We start from the raw sequence: 19,651 nt of genomic DNA, 5'->3' as shown, positions 1-19,651 counted from the left end.
GGCTGCGCGCTCATGGGCGGCCTCCCTTGCCGAATTCATCGATGTCGATGCAGGGCGCTGCCGGCATCGGGCCGGTCTGCCAGCCGCGCAGCTGGTAGACATAGGAGAGCACCTGGGCCACGGCCGAATACAGTCTCACGGGAATTTCCTTTCCAAGTTGACCTTCCCGATACAAGGCGCGTGCCAAAGGCGGGGCGGAGACGATGGCGACCTTGTTGCCATCGGCCACCTCACGGATGCGCAGGGCGGTTTCATCCACGCCCAGGGCCACCACGGTGGGCGCCCCCATCTTTCCGCCTTCATACTTCAGGGCGACCGCGTAATGGGTGGGATTGACCACCACGACATCGGCGGTGGGCACCGCTTCCATCATCCGGCGGTTGGACATCTGCTGCTGCAGCTGGCGGATGCGGCCCTTGACCTCCGGGCTGCCCTCGCTCTCCTTCATTTCCCGGCGCAGCTCTTCACGGGTCATCTTCAATTTGCGCATCCAGTTCCAGCGCTGGTACGGGGCATCGATGGCGGCCAGCAGCATCATTGCGCCGCCGGTGGCGAGCATGAGCTTCAGGGTGAAGCCCAGGCCGTGGATCATCGCGGCCTCCAGTGGCTGGTTGAGCAGGTCGCGCAGCGGGCGGATGCCGTGCCACACCACCAGCCCGGCGGCGGTGCCGACAAAGGCGATGCGCAGCAGGGACTTGGTGAACTCGGCAATCGCTTCCGGGCCATACAGGCGCTTTATGCCGGCCATCGGGCTGAGCCGCTTGAAATCGGGCATCAGCGATTTGTTCGACCAGCGCAGCCCGCCCATCGCCACCGGCGACAGGAAGCAGGCCAGCAGACAGATCACGAGCAGCGGCCACATGGCCACCAGCAAGCGCAGCATCAATTCGCCGAAGTGCCCGAACAACGCCTGGGGATGCAGGCGCAGCCCCGGCTCGGGGCTCAGCGCGACCTGCATCCAAGTCTTGGCGTTGCGGGCGATGGTGCCGGAGAAGGCCATCAGCGCCAGCACACCGGCACCGAACACAGCCGCCGTCGCCAGCTCACGCGAACGCGGGATGTTGCCCTGTTCCTGGGCATCGCGCAGGCGTTTTTCGGTAGGTTGCTCGGTCTTTTCGCCGGCTTGTTCGTTCTCGGACATGGGCTGCACGACACGGGGGATTACCCGGGGTCGTGCAAGAACCGTTCCGTGACGTCAGATCGAGCCGCTGCGCGCGTGCGACACCTGCACCTGTCCGGACGGCGTCGCGGTGGCGATGGCCTCCTTCAAGGGCACCTCACCCACGCCCAGGGCCCGTTCGACCACCAGCTCGGTGCCTTGACCGTGCAACAGCGCCTGCAGCCGTCCGAACTCGCCGCACCACAGGGTTTCGATGTCGCGGTCGCGACTGCGGTCGCGGTCGGCCGCCAGCGCCACGGCCCGAACCTGCAGACGCCCACCGTCGGCCTGGCCGCCCACTTCAACGCCATAGCCGGGGGTGGCGGCTTTCTTGAGCACCACCGCGCCGCTGTCCTGCCATGCGGTGGCCATGCCTTCGCGCACCTCATAGCCGAGGCTGGCCAGACCGTCGAGTACGGCCTGGCGCCGGGAAACTGCCGCCAGCGCCTGCTGGTGGCTGGCCAGGGCGGTGTCGCACTGCTGGGCCAGCGCGGTCAGCAGCGGCAGCGCGGTGTCGGTACTGCACGCGCCCACCTGGGCCAGCAACGGCGCATGGTCAACCGGGTCCAGTGCCGCCAGCCTGCTGGCCACATCCTGCAGCCGCTCCAGCTGCACGCGGCGCTGGGCGAACGCGGCCGAGGCGGCGGCCAGTTCCAGAACCAGGCTGTCCAGCAGCAGGTTGCGCCGCTGCGGAGCGGTTTCCTGCTCGGCGTGGTGCAGCGCCTCCAGGTAGGGCGCGGCGACTGCCGGGCCTTGCAGTACCTGCAGTTCGGCGATGTAGCGGTCCACGCGCAGCAGGCGCGCCTCGCGTCCGGGGTCGGCGGGCTGCCCGGCGGCCCAGTCGGCCAGCGTGGGGGTGGGCGCCGAGGTCTGCAATGCAGTGGCCAACGCGCGCTGGTCCTCGCTCAGTGTTGCCTGCTCCTCCGGGGGCGAAAGGAGGGCGAAGGCACGGGCCAGCACCGCCTCCGCGTCAGCACCGGGATGACCGTCGGCCAGTGCCCGTAGCGCCTGCAGCAGGCCCGCCTCTGCATCGACGGGTCGATCCTGCAGCGTTTTGAGCACGGCCGCCGCGTTGTCGCGCTGCCGCCGCTGCTGCTGGCGGCCTGCCGCAGCGCGGTCCACGGCGCGCGCCTCGCGGTCGCGGGTGTCGGCCTGCAGGAAGGCGATTTCGGCCTCGATCAGTCGCGCATACCGCGTGTTGTCGCTGTCTGCCACCAGCGCCTGCAGCGCCTGGCGGCGTGCCATGACGGCGGCCACGGCCGATGCATCGCGCTCGCCGATCCGCTCGCACTGGGCCTGCCAGCGCGCAACCGCCTGGTCCAGCCGGTGCAGCATCGCTTCTCGCAGGGCCAGCAGTTCTTCGGCAGTCACGATACGGACGACTTTGGGACCACTCATGGCAGGGTTTCCGGTTGCGCGGGGACAGGCGGGGGCGGCACCGGGGCGGGGGCCATGGCTGCCTCGATGGCAACGCGCAGGCGTGCCCGTTCGGCCTCGCCGTCGTGGTACCAGGCATGCGAGGACACCCGGTGGATGCCGCCGATGGCGCGACGCAGGACCGAGGGTCGCCAGATTTCCCGGGCGCGGGCATGCGCCAGCAGCGGGTGGCTGGGCGCGTCGCACTCGATGCCGATGGCGAAGTTGCCGGTGTCGGGGTGTTCGATGGCGAAGTCCAGCCCGAATGCATCGCCTTCGCTGGCGGCGGCCGCATTCCATCCCAGCGACTGCAGGTAGGCACCGACGATCTGCGTGAACCCGTCGGCGGGCGCCGCGTGGGTGCGGTTGGCCACGCTGCGGTCGGTCTGCAGGCGATCCAACAGCCGTGCGCTGCCGTCGAACTCGCCGGCACACAGGGCCCGGGCGTACTCCAGGTAACCCTGCAGGTAGTCGCGCGGGCTGGCCGGGGCACGCTGGGTGTTGAACAGGTCGGAGATGTCGGCGATCGGCATGGAGGTGATCATCACCACCCGTTGCCGGGCGCGGGTGACGGCCACGTTGAGGCGGCGCTCGCCGCCGGTCTGGCCGAGCACGCCGAAGTTGCGCCGGAAGGTGCCCTGCGCGTTGCGGCCGAAGGTGGAGGAAAACACGATGATGTCGCGCTCGTCGCCCTGCACGTTCTCCACGTTCTTGACGAAGACCGCCATGTCCTCGCCGTCTTCGCTGCGCTCGCGTTCCTCGGCGAATGCGGCGCGGAAGGCGGCATCCTGCCCGGCGCGCTGCTCCAGGTGTTCCTCGATCAACTCGGCCTGCTTGCGGTTGAAGGTGACCACGCCCACCGAGGGGCGCATGGCATAGGGCTGTTGCCACACCTGGGCCAGGTACTCCACCACCCGCGCCGCCTCGGCAGGGTTGCTCTGCTGCTGGTACACGCCGTCGACCTGGATCAGCTCCAGGGGCTTGATCCGCGCGATGCTGCTGCGCGGATGGCGTACCGGCACGTTGAGGCGGTTGCCGTAGAAGGCCGCATTGGAGAAGCCGATCAGTTCGCGGTACGCCGAGCGGTAGTGGATCTGCAGCGTGGTGCTGGGCAGGGCATTGCGGGCCAGCTGCAGCAGGTCCGGGCAATCCTTGATTTCGCGCCGGTTCCAGGTTTCCTCGAAGGCGTCGCGCTGCTCGGCATCGACCTCGGCATCGGGCTCGTCGCCATCGAAGACCTCTGCTTCATCGCTTTCCACCCGGCTGGAGAAGAAGGCGGTGGGCGGCATCTGCTTCTCATCACCGCTGACGACCGTGACCCGGCCACGGAACAGCGTGGGCAGGGCGAACTCGACCGGCATCTGCGAGGCCTCGTCGTAGATCACCGTGTCGAACAGCCCCGCCTGCAGTGGCAGCACGCGGCTGGCCACGTCCGGGTTCATCAGCCAGACCGGGCGCAGGTGCATCAGGCCCAGTTCGCTGCCCAGCTCGATGAACTCGCGCAGGCGGCGCGAACGGCGCCCGGTCAGCCGGGTGACGTCTTCCCACTGCTTGCGGTTGCCTAACTGCTCCAGGTCGATGTGGGTGCCCAGCATCTGGCGGTTGAGCCGCCGCATCTGCTGGTCGGCAGCTGCCAGGCTGGCGACCTTGGCCTGGGTTTCATCCTGGCCGAACTGCAGCGCCGGGTTCGCCTGCTCCATGCGGTGCTTCCAGCCCAGCCGTGCTTCGCGATGCAACAGGCGGCGCACGGCCGGCTCCAGCGCGTCGCTGGAAAGAGTATCCAGCTGCGGTTGCAGCTGACGCAGCAGTGCCAGCAGCTCCAGGTCTGCACCCGACAGCTGCCCGGCGCGCCCGCGGAAGGCCTGGTAGGCAGCCAGATGGGGCAGGGCATCGTGCAGGTGCTGCAGCGCCTGGGCGTTGCTCTGGTTGTGGGCGATGGCGGTGGCCAATGCGTCCGCCAGCGCCTGCTCCAGCCAGTCTGCCAGCAGTGCGAGCTGCTGCGCGCTGGCATGGCGGGCGGCATGCCGGGCGAGCGAGGCATCCAGGTCCTGCAGCAGTGCGTCCAGGTGCGCGCGGTCGCCCGCCAGGGCCGCGTCGTCGGCCTGCTGGGGGCGGGGCGACTGCGCCAGCGCCTGGGCAAGTGCCTGCACATCCAGCAGTTGGCGCCCGCTGGCGCGTGCCATCGGGCCCAGCGCGATGCCGGTCTGTTGGCCAACCGGGTCCAGCGCCAGCTGCTGGTGCAGGCCGGCCAGTTCGGTGCGCAGCGGGCGCAGGCGCGCTTCCAGCGTCGCAGCGGCCAGCAGTGCTGCGGTGCCCGCTTCCCCCATCGCATGGGACTGCGCCTGCAGGACGCGGTTCACCCGTCGCCGGCGCAGCAGGTGAAGCGGGTTGATGCGCGCCAGCAGGCCGCGCGCGCCCAGCACGCGCGCGGCGTCGCGCTGCAGCTGCGCAAGCGTGCGCTCGTCGATGCCGGTGAGGGCCGGCGACAGCGTGCTGGAGAACGTGTCAAGGTCGAGCGCCGCCACGGCCTTCTCGATCTGCTGCAGCCGGTCCAGGGCGATGTCGCCCTGGCTTGGCTGCCCCGCGCGTGCGGTGCGGAACAGCGGCAGCCAGCGTGCCAGTCGGCTCCGTTGTGCGTCATCCAGGCCGAGCAGGGTCGCCACATGCGCCGACTTCCAGGCCTGGTGCGGCGCGGGATCGTCCAGCTCGAACGTGGCCGGGTGCGCCAGCAGGATCGCCTGCCGGTGCTGTTCGGCCGCAGTGAACGTCTGCAGGGCGGCAACGAATGCGGCGAGGGTGTCCGCGTCGGCCGCAAAGGGGCGCAGCTGCGCCAGCGGGCTGCCCTCGTAACGGGCCGGCAGCCACAACCGGATCAAGGGCGCGCAGGCTTCTTCGCGCTGCACCAGGGTGGGCAGGTCCAGTGCCAGCAGGCGTTGGCGCAGGGCGGGCAGGACCAGTGGGGGCGTGCCGGCGTCCAGCGCGATCAGTTCGCCGAGCAGGCGCCGGTAGCTCAGCCCGGTGGCGTCGTCGATCTGGTGCAGGCTGTGCTGGTGGCGATCCAGTTCGCCTTCCAGTGCCTCGATCCGCGCGGCCACCTGCTGGCGCTGCTGCTGCCAGGCCGTTTGCGTGGCGCCGGCGGTGAACAGGGCGTCGAGCTGCTCGCGGATGCTGCGGATGACCGGTTCGCGGTCGCGGTTGACGTCGTTGAGCATGACCACGCGCTGGCCCAGCCCTTCGGCGACCAGGCGCTTGTGCACCACTTCCAACGCCGCATGCTTCTGGCAGACGATCAGCAGGCTGCGTTGCCGTCCGATCGCGTCGGCCACCATGTTGACGATGGTCTGGCTCTTGCCGGTGCCAGGCGGGCCTTCGATCAACAAGCCCGGTCCCTGCCGTGCCTGCAGCACCGCCGCTTCCTGCGAGGGATCGCTGGCCACGGTGAAGTAGCGCTGCAGCTCCGGCGTGGCAGGCGGGGCAGTGCCGTCGGTGTCGGTCGGCGGTGCCAGCCGCAACGCGGTTTCAAGGCCGGTGCCGGACGGCGACAGAACCTTGAGCTGGCGCAGGTCTTCGCCGATGGCCTGGCCCATGAACGTGACATGGAAAAGCACCGCGGCGCAGTCCAGTTCGTCCTGGTAGGGCGCCACGTCCACGCTGCTCGAGGGCAGGCCGACCAGGCTGCGCGAGCGGATCGTGGCCAGCATCCCGAAGGCATCCATCACATCGGCGGCCCGGATCGCCGAGCGTCCCAGCAGTTCGTCGGCGGTGCTGCGCCAGCGCTTGCAGGTCTCGGCACCCAGCACGCTTTCAAGCGCAGGGTTGAGCCGTACTTCCTCGCGTTCGCCATCGAAGGCCAGCCCGACCTGGCCGCGCGTGCCCGGCTCCAGCAGCAGCGTGGCCGGCCACAGCAGCAGCGGAATGATGCGGGTGCGCGAGGTGCCGCGCGGATCGCGGCTGAGCAGGAACGGAAAACCCAGATACAGCCCATCGATGCCGGTGTCGCGCTTGTAAAGCGCGCTCTGCCGTGCCAGGGCCATCAGGCGGGGTTCCAGCAGCGGGTTGCGCTGGAACGATTCGGGGTCCAGCTGCACGGCGCGCGCGTTGCGCTGCAACAGGTGATCGAGCAGCGCGGCGGCGGGTCGCCGGGCGCTATCCACGTCGTGCATGTCCACGCGTGCGGTGGTCTTGCCGATGCTCATGCGCACCAGCGGGCCACGCATCACCGCGGTGACCACTTTCTTTTCGAAGAAGTCCAGGATCTGCGAGACGTACTGCTGCTTCTGCGGCTGCAGCCAGCGGCTGGCGGGCACGGCCAGCACCACCAGGGCGCGTGCCAGCGGCATGCGCCGTTCCAGCCGGAACTGCTCGGCCCAGCCATCCACCACGGGCAGGCCGGAGCGGGCGAAGCCCAGGATGCGCGCGTCCACGCTGCGATACAGCTCGGTACGCGGGTGCTGTAGCAGGGCCGCGGCTGCGTCGCTGTCGAAGGCGTCGAGACCGGCGCTGGCGGCGAGTGTGGCCGCCTCGGCAAGGATGGCCTCGGCACTGCGGAACTGGCCGATTTCCGCGCTCAGCAACACGATCAGGTCTTCTTCGGCCACCACCCGGCGCTCGGCCAGCGACAGCAGCCCGGGATGCGCGGTGTCAGGCAGCAGGCGCTGGCGTTCCTGCCATTGCGAGGCCAGCTTGGCCCGCGAGGTGGACAGCAGGTAGACGCGCAGGGATTCCTCGACCAGGGCGATGTGCTGGTGCAGCGCGCGCTGGCGTACGCTTTCCTCGCGCCGCTTGAGCCTGCACAGCCAGTTGTCGGTCTGCAGGTGTTCCAGCAGGTCCGGCACCGAACCGCTGATCAGCCGGTAGCCCTCCAACGGGTGCTCAAGCAACCAGCCGGGTGTGACGATGTCGCCCCGATGGATCAACGGCATTTCCGGGTTGAGCACCTTCAACGCCAGCATCAGCCGGAAATCGTCCTCGATGCCTTCGTGTCGGGCAATCTGGCGCAGCCCGGCGACACGGGTGGCAGGCAGGCCGACCTGCTCGGCCCAGGTGACGATCGCCCCGCGCAGCAGGTGGTCCAGGGCCTGGTCCCAGCCGTCGGCCTGGGCGGCGGCCAGCGCGAACACGGCGGGGCGATGATAGCGGCGCGTGCCCAGCGGCAGGCTGGCGCCATCGCCCTCATCGTGCGCGTGCTGCGCCGCCGGCGGCGCCGGCACGGCGATGCCGGCCAGCCAGTCGGCCACCTGCGGCCATTGCCAGCGCTGGTGGCGGTCGCGGGCCAGCAGCCCGCGCAGCAGCAGCGCCAGCTCCGGGTCCAGCGTTTCCGGAATCGGGACACCATTGGCCAGCACGTGGATCAGGAACGCATTGGGATGGATGCCCTCGAAGCAGGCGCCGTCGGTGAGCTGTTCGAGCAGGATCATCCCCAGGCTCCACCAGTCCGACGCGGCAGCCACGCCACCGGCGATCGCCTCGGGCGCCATGTAGCGGCTGATCTCTAGGGGCGAGACGATGTCCAGGTCGAACTCGGACAACCGGGCCGAACCGAATCCGCTGATCACCAGGTCCAGTGGCGCGCGCGCCCGCACCAGCAGGCTGGCCGGGCGCAGGTCGCGGTGGCGCAGCCCGGCTTCGTTGAACGCATGCAGCGCCTGGCCCAGTTCGCCGACGATATGCCGGACCGCATCGCGGTCGCCGATCACGCTGCCCAGTTCGGCCAGCGTGCCACCGGTGAGCATTTCCACCACTTCGAACGCGCGGTCATCCCAGCGCCCGGTGGCGATGACCTCCGGCACGTGCGCGCGTGGCAGGCGGCGGATCACATCGTAGATGGCCGGGTCGGGTTCGGCACCGGGGCGGTACAGGGTCAGCACGGCCTGCACCGCCGTGACGGTGTGTTCGGCCTGGTAGCGGTCACGCACGCCGTCGGTGCTGCTGATCTGGCGCAGCAGCCGCCAGCCATCGATGACCGTTTCGCTGCTGTCGGCCACCGGGGGCGGCAGGTCCGCCGCCGCCGTCCCATCGGTCGCGCTGGCGCCGCAGTGCAGGCACATCAGGTCGCCGGGGGTCATCGGGTGGCCGTTGTCGCAGACCACCTCCGCGGCAACGGCGCCGACCGTCGATGCCTGCACCGCTGCCTGGGTGACCACGCTCTGCGGCCGCCAGCCATCGGGATGGATCGGCTCGCCGGCCAGATCCCAGCCGCACGCGTGCGCATCAACATGGCCTTCGCAGAACATCTCGGCCAGCGCGCGTTCGGTGTGGCAATTGGGGCAAAAACGAATCATGGACTTACTCGACTGGACGACGCGATGAAGTGTGTGCGCTGGTCTGTACCTGGTGGCCCTGAGCGCGCAGCAGCTCGCGTAGGCGCAGCAGGTCGCCGCGGCGGGGGATGCCGGCCATCCAGACGGTGCCGGTGGCATCGAACATCAGGTCAAGCGCCTTGTCGGCCGGCGTGCTGGCCCGCTCCAGGCCCGCCAGGCGCGACCGACCCAGCGCGGTGAGCAGGGTGAGGCGCTGGTTGTCGCTACCCCGCAGCGCCAGCGACTGGTCCGCCTGTTCGAGGTAGGGGTCGCTGATCACCGCATCGATCAGGTCGCGCGCCTGGTCCAGCATGGGCTGCAGCGTTTCCAACGGGTGGCCGCTGTACACCAGGATGTCCGCGGCGGTGCGTTGGCGCAGTCCCACCAGCATCTGCAGCAGGGCGTCGAACTGGTCGAACGGCTCGCCGCCGGAAATGGTGATGCCGTCGGCCTGGTCCAGCCACGGGGCCACCTGCTCGAGCAGGGAGGCCACGTCGACGACGGTGCGCCCCGGCCCCCAGGTGTCGGCTGAAATGCAGCCGCTGCAGCGGATGCTGCAGCCCTGGAACCAGATGCCCAGGCGTTGCCCCGGCCCCAGCGTGGTCACCGGGAAATGCACGCGTGACAGCTGCAGTGGACGGTTCAACCGCGTTCCAGGTTGAGCACGTTGGCATCCACCGCAACGATGGTGAACTGCTGGCCGGGCTGCGCGTCCTGGTCGAACAGGGCACGCGCCAGCGGGTTGAGCAGGTGGGCCTCGAGCTGGTTGCGGATGCCGCGCCCGCCGTTGGAGAGGTCCTTCAGGCATAGCGCGCGCAGCGCGTGGCGGGCCGGCGCGGCCAGGGTCACGCGCAGGTGCTGGGCCTGCAGGTCGGCCAGGGTCGCGTCGACCATCTGGTCGAAGATCTGCACCGCGACCTCCTCGCGGATGAAATCGAACACGATGATGTTCTCGCCGATCCGGTTGAGGATCTCCGGCCGGTTCAGGACCAGCTTGAAGTGCCGGTCGATTTCGTCGTGCACCTTGCTCTGCACCTGCTCGAAGGGCTCGCCGGGCAACACGTTGGCCACGCGCTCGCCATGCTCGCCCTGACGGTAGATGCCCAGATTGGAGGTGAACACGATCAGCGCCTCGGAGAAGTACACGCGGTCGCCACGCCCGGACGTGAGCACGCCGTCATCGAGGATCTGCAGGAACTTGTCCAGGATGCGCGGATGGGCCTTCTCGATCTCATCGAACAGGACCACGCTGAACGGCTTCTCGCGGATGGCGTTGGTCAGTTCGCCGCCTACGTCGTAGCCCACGTAGCCGGGCGGGGCGCCGATCAGCCGCTGGTCGGCATGCTCGGCGCTGAACTCGGACATGTCGAACCGGATGTAGGCGCTTTCGTCACCAAACAGCAGGCTGGTGACGGTCTTGGCCAGCTCGGTCTTGCCCACGCCGGTCGGGCCGGCCAGGAACGCCACGCCGCGCGGCCGGTTGCCCTTGCGGCTCGCACCCACACCGGTCATGGCGCGCTTGACGATGTCCAGCATGTGGGTCACCGCATGGTGCTGGCCCTTGACCCGTTGATGGACGAACGCATCGCCCATGCGGATGCGCTGCCGGTCAATGCGCAGCCAGGGGTCTTCGGTGACCCCGACCTTGTAGCGGCGCACGGCGTCGCCGATCTGGTCCACCGCCACCCCTTCGACCCGGGCCAGCTGCGCGATGGCACTGAGGTCCAGCAACAGCAGCCCCTCGGTGCTCTGCACAAATGCGTCCACCGCCTGCGCGGTGGCCTCGGCGCCGGCGTCCGGCGCACCGGCCAGACCCTTGAGCAGCGCCGGGGCCAGTGCGCGCCGGGTGAGCTGGTCCGGCTTGGCCACCGGAATGTGGCGGATGCGCGGGTTGCCGACCAGCAGCCAGTCGGGCAGGTCACCTTCCTTCTCCACTACCCAGAGCACCGTGTTGAAGAACGGCTTGCGCTGCACGCCACCCGGTCGGCTGCGTGCCTGGTGGGAGAGCACCAGGGCCTGGGTGAACAGCTGGTGTTCGGCGGCGCTGAGGGCGTCGCTGCGCACTGCCAGGCGCGAGGCGAAATCGATGATCACTGCCACCGGCTCGCCTTGGCGCACGACCAGCCGCTGGAGCGTGGCACTGAGCAGGTCGATACCGGCGGGCGCGGCGCCATCCACCGGGGTCAGCCCCAGCGATTGCAGCAGGGCGACGCCGCTGGCGGGATCGGTGCCGGGGCGTTCCAGGGCGCGGAGGCCGGCCAACGGATCCCAGCCCAGCACCTGCGCATAGCCCTGGTCGAGCAGGGTGTTGCACAGGGTCTGATTGAAGCTCTGCGCGGTGACCGTGCCCGGTGCCACTTCGGCGGCCTGCAGGTCGCGGATGTTCCCGGAAAGCACGAACTGGCTCTTCAAGGGAAGGAAACGAACAAGATCGCGCTGCCAGCGCGGACCTTCAAACACATTCTTCCCTGACATCCTGCTGCCTGCTGTTCCCATGGTAGGGGGCAGGGTATTGCGCGCAGCCGCCAATTTCCAGCGCGTGCGGCTAGCCTGTTGCCGCGCCTGGCCGTGCCTGCGCCTTCCATCCGGCGGCGATCTCCACCCGCGGGCGCGGGTGGTCATGCAGCTGCGTGAACCGCTCCGGGTCCACCGGGCGCCCCAGCAGGTAACCCTGCAGGTAGTCGCAGCCCAACCGTTCCAGGTAGGCGCGCTGCCCGGCGGTCTCGACGCCTTCGGCCACGATGTCCATGTCCAGCGCGTGTCCCAGCGCCACGATCGCCGAGACGATCACCACGTCTTCGGAGCTGTTCTCCAGGTCGCGTACGAAGGCGTGGTCGATCTTGATCTCGGTTGCCGGCAGGCGCTTGAGGTAGAGCAGGCTGGAGTAGCCGGTACCGAAATCGTCGATGGAGATGCCCACGCCCAGCGCCGCCATCGCCAGCAGCAGCGTCAGGCTCGCCTCGGTGTCGCGCATGACCGTGTTTTCCGTGATTTCCAGGATCAGCCGGCGTGGTTCGATCCGGTGGGTCTGCAGCGCCTCGCGCACTTCCCGCAGCAGGTTGGGCGAGGCAAACTGGATCGGGGAGAGGTTCACCGAGACCGTCCAGCCGTCATGCCCGGCGTCGTGCCACACACGCAGCTGGCGGCAGGCTTCGTCCAGCGCCCACCGGCCGATCTCGTTGATCACGCCGCTGCGCTCGGCCAGGCGGATGAAGCGGTCTGGTGGAATCAGCCCCTGCTGGGGATGGCGCCAGCGGATCAGGGCTTCAGCGCCACTGACCGACTGCCCGGCCACGCGGGTCTTGGGTTGATAGTGCAGCAACAGCTGCTCGGTGCCGATCGCGCGGCGCAGGTCGGCCAACAGCTGGAACTGCTGTTCGGCGCTGTCGTTCATCCACTCGGCGAACAGCACGTAGGCATTGCGCCCGGCCTCCTTGGCCTGGTACATCGCGGCATCGGCGAAGGCCATCAGCTGCCGCTCGCTGGCGGCGTGGTCCGGACAGATCGCGATGCCGACGCTGGCCGTCACCTGCAGGTCGTGGCGGGGCAGCAACGGCTCGCGGCCGACGGTCTGGATGATGCGGCTGGCCAGTGTCGCCACGTCTTCGTCGTTCTCGATCGGCACCACCAGCACGAATTCATCGCCGCCCAGCCGCGCCAGCATGTCCGCCGGGCGCAGCAGCTTGCGGGTGCGGTCCGCCACGGCGACCAGCAGGGCGTCGCCGGTCTGGTGGCCGTAGGCATCGTTGACCTGCTTGAAGCCGTCCAGGTCCATGAACATCACCGCAAACCGGCTGCCGCGCTGTTCCGCTTCGGCCAGGGATTGCTCGATCCGCTGCTGCAGCAGGCGACGATTCGGCAGGCGGGTGAGCGGGTCGTGCAGGGCCGCCTGGGTCAGCTCGGCATAGGCATCGTCAAGCGAACTGCTCAGGTCGGTGTTGCGCAGACGCAGCAGCTGGGCCTCCATGCGCTGGTCCAGCCAGGACACGATCAGCACTACCGCCAGGATCGCGATGGTCAGGGCCAGCACCACCAGTGCCAGCCACTGCGCCTGCAGGCCCTCCCCGCCGGCGGCACTGCAGATGCTGCCCGCGGGGAAGCGGGCGGCGGCCATCCCGGTGTAGTGCATGCCCACGATCGCCGTGCCCAGCACCAGTGCCGGCGCGGCACGGTCGCGCAGGCGGCGATGGCTGCTGCGCAGGCGGAAGGCGATGAACAGCGCGGTCCAGGAGGCGACCACGGCGATCAGCAACGACAGGGCCACCCAGCCGGGGTGGTAGTCGATGCCGGGCTGCATGTGCAGCGCGGCCATGCCGAGGTAGTGCATCGCGGCGATGCCGCTGCCCATGAGCAGTGCGCCAAGGGCGAGGCGCCCGTGCGGCAGAGTCGGTTGCGAGACCAGCCACAGCGCGAAGATGGACGAGGCCATCGCAGCCAGCAGCGAAACCGTGGTCAGGCCGAGCGCATAGCCGAGTGGGATGGGCAGGCGGAAGGCCAGCATCCCGATGAAATGCATCGACCAGATGCCCAGCCCCATCGCGCAGCCGCCGCCGATCAGCCACAACCAGGTGGTACGGCGCGTGGCCGCGGTGGTGACGCGGCTGGCCATGTCCAGCGCAGTGAACGAGGCCAGCACGGCAACCAGGAATGACACGACCACCAACCACGGGGTGTAACTGCCGATCAGCATGGATGACGCTCTCCTTGGTCAACGCCTGAGCGATACGACAGAACGCGCCGCCATCAGCGCAGAGCGCGGGTGAAGATTTCGTCGTCAGCCAAGACTAACGCCACGCACCGGGGGGATCGCAAGTGGCAGGCGTGCAGGGCGATACGGTGGCCACGCGGTTGTCCCGCACGTGTCCCGGGTCAGCGGCTGACGCTGTCGGCGGCATCGAACGCCGCGTCGAACAGGCGTTGCACGGGCGGGCCCATCTCACCGGCCAGCACGGTCAGCAGGAACAGCCCCAACAGCAGCGCGACCGGCAGGCCGAGCTGGATCGGGTTCAACGCGGGCGCCGCACGGGCCAGTACGCCGAAGGCCAGGTTGATCGCCAGCATCGCTACGGTCAGCGGCAGCGCCAGCGTGAGCGCGCCGCGGAACACCTGCAGCAGGAACGTCGGCGCGATGCTCAGGAATGCCTGGGGGTCGGGCAGCGAGGTGCCGATCGGCAGGGCCTTGTAGCTGTCCATCAGCAATGAGATCAGCGCCAGGTGGCCATTGGCGGTGAAGAAGAGCAGGCCGAACAGCAGATAGAACCATTGCCCGATCACGCCGGAGCTGCCGCCACGCAGCGGGTCGCTCATCTGCGCGAAGGCCAGGCCGGTCCCCTGCGCGACCAGCTCGCCGGCCATCGCACCGGCCTCGAACACCAGCCGCAGCACGAAGCCGATCGACACGCCGATCGCCAGTTCGCGCGCAATGGTCAGCACCGTGGCCGCATCGAAGCCGGTCCATTCCGGTACTGGCGGCAGCATCGGCGACAGCGCGATGGCCAGCGCGCCGGCCAGCAGCACGCGTATCCGGGACGGCACCGCGCGGGTGCCGATCAACGGCATGGCCATCAACATCGCGCCGATGCGCAGCATCGTCCACAGGATCGTGCCGATCATGCCGAAGGCCTGCAGGCCGTCGGCGGCCATCTGGGTCGCGGAATCCACGGCGGCTGGCCTCAGCCGATCAGGTGCGGGATGCGCTGGAACAGCAGCGTGGTGTATTCGACCAGATGGCCGATCAGCAGGCTGCCCAGCGCAAACAGCACCACGGTCAGTGCCGCCGCCTTGGCGACGAAGGCGATGGTCGGCTCGTTGAGCTGGGTCGCGGCCTGGACCACGCCGACCACCACGCCGACGATCAGCACGGTGAGCAGCAGCGGGCCGGCGACCCACAGCACGGTGATCAGGCCACCACGGAGTTCGGTCAGGGCAAGTTCGGGCGTCATGTCGGTCTCGGGTCCGTATCGATCAGCAGGGCAGGGCGGTCAGACCGCATTGAAACTGGCGGCCAGGGTGCCCACCACCAGGACCCAGCCATCCACCAGCACGAACAACAGGATCTTGAACGGAGCGGAGACCAGCATCGGCGAGAGCATCATCATGCCCATCGACATCAACACGCTGGCCACGACCAGATCGATGATCACGAACGGAATGAAGATCAGGAAGCCGATCTCGAAGGCGGTCTTCAGTTCGCTGGTGACGAACGAGGCGACCAGGATCGGGAACGGAATGGCATCCGGGCTGGAGTAGGTGCCGTGCCCGGCCATGCCCGCGAAGGTCATCAGATCGGTCTCGCGGATCTGCGCCAGCATGAAGGCGCGTAGCGGCTGGGTGGTCAGCGTCCAGGCGGTCTGGAAGTCGATCTCGCCGTTGAGGTACGGCGCCATGCCGCTGCCCCACGCCTTCTGCCACACCGGCAGCATCACCATCGCGGTGAGGAACAACGCCAGGCCGAGCAGCACCTGGTTGGATGGGGTCTGGCCGGTGCCCAGCGCCTGGCGCAGCAGGCCGAGCACGATGATGATGCGGGTGAAGGCGGTCAGCACCAGCAGCATCGACGGGATCAGGGTGATCGCCGTCATCAGCAACAGGGTCTGCAGCGGCAGGCTCACCGGCTGGCCGCCGATCTTGCCGACATTCACATCCGGCAGTGCGGGCACGCCCGGCACGCCGGGCGCAGCCCAGGCCAGGGCGGGCAGCGCGCACAGCAGGGCAGTCAGCAACAGCGGCAGGTAACGGGTCCAGGAGGTACGGGGGCCACGCATGTTCAGGGTTCCTTGCGCAGCCGCTGTTGCAGCAGCTGGGCGAAATTCGGGAGCTGTTTGAAATCGGGAAGGCGCGCCGGCGCCGGCGGCGGCAGGGGGTCGGGAAGCTGATGCAGCGTATTGATGCCGCCGGCCGTGACGCCCAGCAGCAGCTGGGTGCCATTGACCTCGACCACCACCACGCGCTCCTTGGCGCCGACAGTGAGGCTGGCGACCACGCGCAGCCCCTCGGCCGGGCGGAAGCCGCTGCCGGGCATGCGCTTGAGCAGCCAGCCCAGGCCGACGATCAGTGCCAGCACGCCCAGCAACGCCAGCACCGCACCGAACATGCCCGGTGCGGCGGCGGCATGCTGGCCGACCTTGACGGTCGAGGCGCCGGCCGCGATCAGCAGCCCGGCACTCAACGCAGTCTCCGGATCCGTTCGCTCGGGCTGACCACGTCGGTCAGGCGCACGCCGAAGCGATCGTTGATCACCACCACCTCGCCATGGGCGATCAGGGTGCCGTTGACGAACACGTCCAGCGATTCGCCAGCGCCGCGTTCCAGTTCCACCACCGAGCCCTGGTTGAGCTGCAGCAGGTTGCGGATCGGCAGGCGCGCGCGGCCGACTTCCAGCGACAGGGTCACCGGTACATCCAGGATCACATCCAGGTTGAGCTCGTCGCCGACGGTGGCGTCGTCCGACTGCAGCTGGGTGAACTGTGCCGGTGCCGGCTCGTTGGATTCGATATCGTTCATTGCGGGTCTTCCTGCAGTACGGGAACGCGTGGGCGGATGCCCGGGGGATGGGTGGCGGTGATCTTCACCGCGTTGAAACCATTGGCGACGCCGAACTCACCGGTGAACACCGGCACGTTTTCCACGCACAGCGGCACCTGCTTGGGCAGCTCGATCGGCAGCACGTCACCGATCTTCAACCGGGTCAGGTCGCGCAGGCTCATGCGCTTGGTAGCGAGCACGCTGGAGAGCGTGACTTCGGCGATGTTGAGCTGCTCGCGCAGCATCACGCCCCAGCTGGCGTCGCGGTCGTTGCGGTCGCTCTGGATACCGGCGTCGAGCAGCTCGCGGATCGGCTCGAGCATCGAGTAGGGAAGGGTGACGTGGATATCGCCGCCACCGCCATCGAGCTCGACATGCAGGCGGCAGACCACCACGTACTCGCGCGGCGTCACGATGTTGGCAAAGTGCGGGTTGATCTCGGAATTGATGTATTCCAGCTCCACGTCCATCACCGGCGCCCAGGCTTCCTGGAGGTCGGCGAAGGTCTGCTTGAGCAGCAGGTGGATCACGCGCATCTCGGTGGCGGTGAACTCGCGGCCTTCGATGCGGGTCGGGTAGCGGCCGTCGCCGCCGAAGAAGTTGTCCACGATCGCGAACACCAGCGTCGGCTCGAACACGATCAGCCCGGTGCCGCGCAGCGGCTTGAAGCGGATCAGGTTGAGGTTGGTCGGCACGTACAGCGAGTGCATGTAGTCATTGAACTTGATCAGCTCGATGCCGCGCACGGACAGTTCGGCCGAACGGCGGATCAGGTTGAACAGACCGATGCGCCACAGGCGCGCGAAACGCTCGTTGACCATTTCCAGGGTCGGCATGCGGCCGCGGATGATGCGGTCCTGGCTGGCGAAATCGTACGAACGCGCCTCGCCGGGCGTGGGCGCGTCGATGTCGGTCTCGACCGCACCGGAATCCACGCCGTGCAGCAGGGCATCGATCTCGTCCTGGGAAAGCAGGTCATTCATGGTCGCCCTTACTGGGTCACGAAACTGGTGAACAGCAATTCGTCGGCACCGGGCTTGCCGGTCTCGGCCTTGAGCAGCTTCTGCACTTCGGCCAGGGAACTGGCCTGCAAGCGCTCTTTGCCGGCGCGGTCGGCGATGTCGCTCGGCTCGACCTGCGAGAACAGCATCAGCAGCTTGGCGCGGATGGCCGGGGCGTGAAGCTTGATCGCTTCCATCGCGGCCGGGTCACGGCTCATCAGCTGCACTTCAACCTGCAGGTAGCGCGGGCCGTCGAAGCTGCTGTTGAGGTTGACGACGAACGGCGGCTCCAGGCCGAAGTACTGCGCCGGGGCAGGCACTGCGGATTTGCTGGCAGCCGGCTTGGTGGCCTTGTCGTCGTGCTTGGGCTGGGTGAAGTACCAGACTCCGCAACCGGCGGCGCCAGCGGCGAGCACCGCGGCCAGGGCGGTGACCAGGAGCGGACTGCGCGGCTTGGCGGCCTTGTCCTTCTCGGCGGATTTCTTGGTTTTATCGGCGGCTGCGGCCACGAGGGGAAGCTCCAGAGGATTGCTTCCTGCCTACATGCAAACGGTGTGCCTGAATGCCGGGGATCGGGTGCGTCGGGTTTCTGGCGGCGCGGCGGAGGCCGCGCCGCCGCGCCGCGCCGGGTCACGCGTAGGCGTCGACCAGGCCGCGCTGGCGGATCAACTGCGAGGGCGACAGCGTGGTCTCGGCCAGTGACGGTTCTCCGTCCTCGCCGGTCATCCCGCTGCCGGCGTTGCCACGTCCGCCGTCCGGCGCGGTCTGCTGTTGGCCCACATCGGCATGGCCAAGCTGGAAGCCCTGTTCGCCGAGCAGCTCGCGCAGGCGCGGCAGGCTGCTTTCCAGTGCGTGGCGCACATCGGCATGGGCACTGGTGAAGCTCGCATGGACCTTGTCCCCATCCAGCTGCAGGCGCACGTCGATCGGGCCGAGGTCGTTCGGGGTGATCTTGATGTGGGCGTGGCCGATCTTCTGGTCCGCCAGCCAACCGACCCGGGCGCCGACGGCATCATCGAAATCCTCACCGCCCAGGTGTGGGGTGGCGGTGGGGGAGCCGGTGAACAGGCTGGCCATCACCGGCTTGGCTTCGGTCATGCCGTGCAGGGCATGCAGCAGGGGCGTGGCCGGTGCATCCGGACCGTCGGCGGTTGCTGCGGTCAAGGCATCGGTGAAGGTCTTGAGCAGCGGGGCATCGTCGGCCGCGGCGGCGTCCGTAGTGAGGGCGGGCAGTGCGAAGCCGCCCTCGGTGGAGGGGCTGGGAGGTGCCGGCGCCGGTGCGGAACCCTCGGCCGCCTGGGCGCCCGCCGTCAACGTGGGCAAGGCCGCATTGGCGCCCGACGCCGGGCCGGCGAGGCCTGCCACGGCCGGGGTCGGCGCGGGTACCGGCAGGCCGTTCAACGCGAGGCCTGCCAGGCCCAGCGGTGGCCAGGCGGCCTCGGTGTCGTCCGCTGGCTCGGCGGCGGGCTTTTCGGCACGGGCCGATGCTGGCGTGCCGGCGTCGGCGGGAGCGGGCGTGTCCTCGGCAGTCCTGGCACCGGACGTGGCAGGACGCGTTGCTGCGTGCTTGTCCTGGCGCGATGTGTCTGTCGCCGCGTGCTTTCCGGCATCGCGGCTGCTGCCCGCCTTGCGCGGCGTATCGCTGCGCGGTGCTTCGCTGCCGGGCTTGAGCAGTGCGTCAAAGTCCCGACGGTCGCCGTTGCGGTTGTCGTTGCTGTCGGCCCGGGCACCGGAAGGCGTGCTGCCCGCGTTCTGTACCGGCGCGGCGCCGCCGAGCAGGGCGGCGGGCATCACGGGGCCCCTCCGTTCTCGCCGTCTTCGCGCTGTGACTGGCGCGAGCGACGCGCACCCAGGTCATCCATCTCGCGCTGGTCGCGGCGGTCGGTGACGACCTTTTCCTGGGCGCGGTAACTGGCGGCCAACTGTTCCAGCACCTGCTTGTCACGGCTGGCCAGCAGCAGGCGGGCGCGTTCGGCGTCGACCTTTTCGCGGTTGTTGTCCACGGTTTTGCGCTGCTGGGCGACCGCGCTGTCCAGGCGATCCAGGAATGCGCGGCGGTTTATCAGCTGGGCCGGGCTGGTGGCCGACATCTGGGCGCCGGCGTATTCCTCGGCGTAACGGCGCAGCTCATCCAGGCGCGACACATGCGTGTCGAGCGCACGCTGGCGCTCGGCCAGGTCGCGGGCGACCTCGTCTTCGTGGTCCTGGGCTCGTTTCAGCAAGGGGTCGAAGCGCTTGGATTGGATCATGGC

The 19,651-nt window shown here is 68.9% G+C and carries 15 protein-coding genes; all 15 read right to left on the bottom strand.

The annotated features are described in order from the left end of the window. Positions 1 to 10: 10 nt before the first annotated feature. A complete protein-coding gene (gene flhB / locus NJD74_RS14995; protein WP_319624491.1) occupies positions 11 to 1,141 on the bottom strand; it encodes a flagellar biosynthesis protein FlhB in 1,131 nt (376 codons plus the stop codon). Positions 1,142 to 1,195: 54 nt separating this feature from the next. Further along, complete coding sequence (locus NJD74_RS14990) at positions 1,196 to 2,557, bottom strand: hypothetical protein (protein ID WP_319624490.1); 1,362 nt, start codon at positions 2,555 to 2,557, stop codon at positions 1,196 to 1,198. Further along, positions 2,554 to 8,856, bottom strand: coding sequence for an AAA domain-containing protein (locus NJD74_RS14985; protein ID WP_319624489.1), 6,303 nt, complete (start codon positions 8,854 to 8,856; stop codon positions 2,554 to 2,556). Before NJD74_RS14985 ends, NJD74_RS14990 begins: the two co-directional genes overlap by 4 nt. A 4-nt stretch (positions 8,857 to 8,860) precedes the next feature. Then, entirely contained in the window at positions 8,861 to 9,520 is a 660-nt protein-coding gene (locus tag NJD74_RS14980) for a 4Fe-4S single cluster domain-containing protein (RefSeq protein ID WP_070427322.1), read from the bottom strand. Further along, on the bottom strand, positions 9,517 to 11,349 hold the full coding sequence (locus NJD74_RS14975) for an AAA family ATPase (protein ID WP_254427789.1): 1,833 nt from the start codon (positions 11,347 to 11,349) through the stop codon (positions 9,517 to 9,519). The genes NJD74_RS14980 and NJD74_RS14975 overlap by 4 nt, the downstream gene beginning before the upstream one ends. Before the next feature lie 70 nt (positions 11,350 to 11,419). Continuing rightward, on the bottom strand, positions 11,420 to 13,564 hold the full coding sequence (locus NJD74_RS14970) for an EAL domain-containing protein (RefSeq protein WP_319624488.1): 2,145 nt from the start codon (positions 13,562 to 13,564) through the stop codon (positions 11,420 to 11,422). Positions 13,565 to 13,743: 179 nt separating this feature from the next. Next, positions 13,744 to 14,535, bottom strand: a complete 792-nt coding sequence (gene fliR / locus NJD74_RS14965; protein WP_046273537.1) for a flagellar biosynthetic protein FliR — start codon at positions 14,533 to 14,535, stop codon at positions 13,744 to 13,746. Positions 14,536 to 14,546: 11 nt separating this feature from the next. Continuing rightward, positions 14,547 to 14,816 (bottom strand): flagellar biosynthetic protein FliQ, encoded by a 270-nt coding sequence (locus NJD74_RS14960; RefSeq protein ID WP_019184809.1) that lies wholly within the window; start codon positions 14,814 to 14,816, stop codon positions 14,547 to 14,549. A 39-nt stretch (positions 14,817 to 14,855) separates the two neighbouring features. Then, complete coding sequence (gene fliP / locus NJD74_RS14955) at positions 14,856 to 15,638, bottom strand: flagellar type III secretion system pore protein FliP (RefSeq protein WP_019184808.1); 783 nt, start codon at positions 15,636 to 15,638, stop codon at positions 14,856 to 14,858. A 2-nt stretch (positions 15,639 to 15,640) separates the two neighbouring features. Next, positions 15,641 to 16,042, bottom strand: coding sequence for a flagellar biosynthetic protein FliO (fliO, locus tag NJD74_RS14950; protein ID WP_019184807.1), 402 nt, complete (start codon positions 16,040 to 16,042; stop codon positions 15,641 to 15,643). Continuing rightward, positions 16,039 to 16,377, bottom strand: a complete 339-nt coding sequence (gene fliN / locus NJD74_RS14945; RefSeq protein ID WP_019184806.1) for a flagellar motor switch protein FliN — start codon at positions 16,375 to 16,377, stop codon at positions 16,039 to 16,041. The genes fliO and fliN overlap by 4 nt, the downstream gene beginning before the upstream one ends. Further along, positions 16,374 to 17,381, bottom strand: a complete 1,008-nt coding sequence (gene fliM, locus NJD74_RS14940) for a flagellar motor switch protein FliM (protein WP_019184805.1) — start codon at positions 17,379 to 17,381, stop codon at positions 16,374 to 16,376. The genes fliN and fliM overlap by 4 nt, the downstream gene beginning before the upstream one ends. Before the next feature lie 8 nt (positions 17,382 to 17,389). Beyond that, positions 17,390 to 17,908, bottom strand: a complete 519-nt coding sequence (locus NJD74_RS14935) for a flagellar basal body-associated FliL family protein (RefSeq protein ID WP_319624487.1) — start codon at positions 17,906 to 17,908, stop codon at positions 17,390 to 17,392. Positions 17,909 to 18,029: 121 nt separating this feature from the next. Further along, positions 18,030 to 19,190: a flagellar hook-length control protein FliK gene (locus NJD74_RS14930; protein WP_319624486.1), complete on the bottom strand. Its 1,161-nt coding sequence runs from the start codon at positions 19,188 to 19,190 to the stop codon at positions 18,030 to 18,032. Further along, positions 19,190 to 19,648: a flagellar export protein FliJ gene (fliJ, locus tag NJD74_RS14925; RefSeq protein WP_102788461.1), complete on the bottom strand. Its 459-nt coding sequence runs from the start codon at positions 19,646 to 19,648 to the stop codon at positions 19,190 to 19,192. The genes NJD74_RS14930 and fliJ overlap by 1 nt, the downstream gene beginning before the upstream one ends. Between the last annotated feature and the right edge of the window lie 3 nt (positions 19,649 to 19,651).

It is taken from the genome of Stenotrophomonas sp. RG-453 (genome assembly GCF_033843685.1).
Classification (GTDB): Bacteria; Pseudomonadota; Gammaproteobacteria; order Xanthomonadales; family Xanthomonadaceae; genus Stenotrophomonas; species Stenotrophomonas bentonitica_A.
Note: the sequence above shows the minus strand (reverse complement) of the source record. Positions and strands in the feature narration are given on the sequence as shown.